The sequence below is a fragment of the Candidatus Hydrogenedentota bacterium genome, assembly GCA_018005585.1.
Classification (GTDB): domain Bacteria; phylum Hydrogenedentota; class Hydrogenedentia; order Hydrogenedentales; family JAGMZX01; genus JAGMZX01.
In genome coordinates, this window is sequence record JAGMZX010000176.1 from 1 (window position 1) to 3,787 (window position 3,787).

4 protein-coding genes are annotated in these 3,787 nt (G+C 60.2%); all 4 read right to left on the reverse strand.

Translation table 11 applies throughout. From position 1 onward, the window contains the following. Positions 1 to 321: hypothetical protein (locus tag KA184_20910; protein ID MBP8132049.1), on the reverse strand; the 321-nt coding region annotated here is incomplete at its 3' end. Between the two features lie 44 nt (positions 322 to 365). Next, complete coding sequence (locus KA184_20915; GenBank protein ID MBP8132050.1) at positions 366 to 2,540, reverse strand: glycosyltransferase family 39 protein; 2,175 nt, start codon at positions 2,538 to 2,540, stop codon at positions 366 to 368. Positions 2,541 to 2,639: 99 nt separating this feature from the next. Further along, positions 2,640 to 3,314, reverse strand: a complete 675-nt coding sequence (locus KA184_20920; GenBank protein MBP8132051.1) for a hypothetical protein — start codon at positions 3,312 to 3,314, stop codon at positions 2,640 to 2,642. A gap of 74 nt (positions 3,315 to 3,388) precedes the next feature. Continuing rightward, a partial coding sequence (locus KA184_20925) for a sugar phosphate isomerase/epimerase (GenBank protein MBP8132052.1) occupies positions 3,389 to 3,787 on the reverse strand: 399 nt, incomplete at its 5' end.

A 3,787-nucleotide genomic window follows, 5' to 3' on the forward strand; every position in this document is an offset into this window, starting at 1 on the left:
CCTGGAAAACGTCGCGTCCGTACTGCCGTCATTAACGTAGACAATTTCGAAAGACCTGCCCAGCGCGGTCATGACGGCCGTCAGGCGACCGTGAAACTCCTCGATACAGTCCTCTTCACAATAAGCGGTTATGACAATACTGAATTCCGGCGCGTTGCAGGGAGCGATTAATTGCGTATTCTGTGAAATTACATGCATCAGCGCAGGCTTGCCCCTGGTCGAAAGCCAAAACATGTCGAGAAAAACCTTTTTCCTGACATGGACACCTCGCGGCGCAGTATAGCAACGCCCAGCAGAACCGTCAAGCAATGCCTGCGCCATGTCCAGAGGAACACCAATACCCCGCTGCCGCTTCCCGGGTTCAACTAAGAAAACCGCCTGCCGCATATAGCGTGCATAGCGGACACCAGGAAAAACTCCATGTTCCTGAACTTTTGCGTTTCCCGCCATGCCGCGGCCCGGTCATGGTCACGGCAGACTGCTGTCATGAAATCTCCAAGCAGCGGGGCCAGCGCTGCGTACTCAGCACACGCTTGCTGAAAGGTCAACAACGCCGATTCATCCTTTCCAAGGTACGCGAGGGCAAGGCTGGCCAGCATCCGCGCAGGGGCCGTTGCGCCGGGGCTGGTCTGGAGGCGGCTTTGCGCGAGGGCAAGGGCGATATCCGGGTAGCCGTCCTGCAACAGGCTTAATGCATGCCAGAGATACACTACCCCGTCGCCTTCCGGCCAGCGGAAAAACTGGCGGCGCAACGCGGCAATTCTGAGCTCGCGCGCCGTCCCGTCATCCGTGTCATAGCCGATATCCGCAAGAATACGGTCACAATCGACTTCGGCAATGCCCGGCACAGGCGCCCCGATTCCCGTGGGGGTTCGCTCGGCTCTTGCGCGGCCGAGAATCACGTTGTGATGACCTGGAAACTCCCTGAATTGCAAACGCAGACCGCGTTTTGACAGATGCTCCCCCAGAATCCGCACGGGCAGGGCTCGTGCGGCCTGAACCGCTTCCGCGAAACTGCTGGCGCCTGCCCATGGGTAGTCCCAGGCGATCGGAAGAAAAGCCAGTGTGAGCCAGACATTCGCGTCCTTGCTCTCTGGGCGGAGAAAGAACGCCGCCGCCTCGTCACACGCGGCCTGAAATGTGTTGACTACCCGCTTCTGGCCGAAGGCGTCGGGAAGATAGTACTCCATCGCATGTCCGGGGCCGGCGTAGCACACAATGTCCAGCACAAGATCCCGGGGCGTACCTTGCTCCTGCACGTGCTCGGCGGCGCCTCGCCAGTCTGCACGTGTCGTCTCGGGCAGGAAGACCGCCAATTGAAACCCGTATAGCAGCATGATGGGCGCGGCGCACAGCGGCCTGACCGCGGCGGGGCGCAACCGCTCGCACAAGGCACCCAGACCCAGGTAGAGTCCGGCGTAGCCGTACATCGCATACATGATGCCCCCGAGCACTTGACCGGACAGTCCTTCCGCAAGCCCCAGAACGCACGGGGGCACGACACACAAAAGCAAAAGGAAAACCGCCGCCCCGGGCCGTTCACCGCCTGTGGAACCAGGCAATCTGGCCCGCCGGAACCGCCACGCCTGCGCAGCGGCAAGAAAGAACAGGCTTGACAGCGCCAAGGCGGACAACGATACAAGCCCGGCGTCAAACCAGGAACGCCATGCGAGCAAGGGAGTCCACCCCGAGGCCAAGGGCGCGGCTGGAATGGTCTTCCAGGCGGGCAGCAGTTCCGTGTTGCACACGATCAGGTCGCCCGCGAAAATGTTATCCAGTATGGCGGCAAACTTCAGACCCGGGGAAACGTGGTCATTCCTGTATGGCATGGAAAACGCGAAGAGCGTCCAGGGCAACAGGAGAGCGCATTGCAGGACACCCCAGTACACGAGCCGCCTGAAGGCCTTGCGGAGGAGGATGAGCAGGAACAGTCCCTGCACGAAGAGAAACACCGGGGCCAACGCATGCACCCACGGCAGCAGCGCGTTAACGGTCAGATTCATCCCCCACCACTTCCACGAACGGCGCACCATAACGGGGCCGTCGATGGGTCCATCATAGACCCCCCGGAGCAACGCGTAGGACGCGACCAGAACCAGCAGATAGAAGAGCGCGTAACTGCGTACTTCCTGCCCGAACCAGATGAACTGCGGTGACAAGGCCATGCACAATGCCGCGATGAGGCCCGCCGTGCGCCCGAACAAATAACGTCCGACCCGACAAATCATGAACACACTGAGAACACTGAAGAAGATGGGAAGAAGCCGGAGAACGGGCAACGAGAACCCAACGTAGTGGGCCCAGTAGTACTGGAGCACATAATAGAATGGCGAGACGGCGTGCTCTGGGATGATCATCTGGATCAGGCGGAAATTCGTGGCGAGGTCGGGCGCCTGCAACTGCGCCGTGATTGCATACTCGTCCCCCCAAAGGGATTGCTCTTCAAGACGGTACAGGCGCAGCGCCGCCGCAAGCGCGATAATGGCCAACAGCGCAAGACGGTGCGCATTCCCACGCGATGCACCATGGACGTTCGACATTATCCTGGCGTCCTGACCCGCCGGGGCCGTGCATGCCCGGCATAGCAATTAGAACATGCGAAGATACGCGGACGTTCCCGGTGCGCGAGAGGAATCGAGCTAGCCGCTCGCGGAGCCGAGTTCGTCGTCCATCCCGGTCTCCAATTCCCCGGTCATTACGTGCGCCAGAAAATGATAATTGCCGGGGCCCAGGGTCTTTTCCAGGTGATTCATGATTCGGTTGACGTTATCGTGCGGCCCGCTGACATAGAAGGGCTTGCCATCCTTGCCAAACTCGATATGAGCGTCGAAGGTAATCGCGTCGCGCGGTTCCAGGACCAATTGCGCCTGCGCAAAGTCGCGATGCGGCTCAAAGCCGATGGCCTTTGCATAGTCCCGCGCCCCGTAGATGATTTGATGGGCCAGCGAAGAAGAACAGGTAGTGAAGCCCTGATTACTTCTGCGAAACCTGTCCTTGAATTCCGCATAATCAGAATGGGTCGCATTTCCCCTCCAAAAGGCGTCCTTGACGCCGAGGCAACCCAGGTCCACCAGATACACCCCGTACAAGACCAGGTGCTCGGTCTGAGCGCGCGCGACGACGATGCGCGCAATCAGGTCTTCCCGCCAGTTTTCGTTGAGGAAACATTCGAGAATCGGGTATTTGCGCGCGCTTCGCAACAGGGTCCGGTCCATGCCACCCGCCCCGCTCACGTGTGTGCGCTTCTTTTTCACCTTCTCTTTGCGCCGTTTCTTGAGCAGTTTTTCCTGACGCCGCCGTTGGTCCCTGGGCATAGCGCATCCTTCCTTATTCCGCTTGTACCTCGCGGTCCACGATGACACAATGGACGCCAGCGCTTCGCATCTTGTCACGCGATGCGCTGGACGAGTTCTTCCAGGAATACCCGCGCTTTGCGCGCTTCTTCGAGGAGTTGCGGCAACTCGCCGGGAGCCAGCGTTTCGACCACTAGCGGCCCGGCGGTGAACCCGCCCTTTTTGAGGCGCGCCATGACCTTCTCGAAATCGACAAGGCCCGTGCCGGGGGTCAGCATGACGTCCTTCGGCGCGCGAAAATCCTTGACCGACATGCCCACCACGAGCCCATCGACGGTGGCGGCATCGTCCACAGGATCCAATTGGCCGTCGGAGTAGTAGAAGATGTTGCCGGGGTCGTACCAGAGCCGGAAGTTTTTGTGCCCGACCTGCTCGATGATTCCGCGGCACTGCGGCCCCGTGGCATTCAATCCGCCGTGCGGCTTCACGCTGAC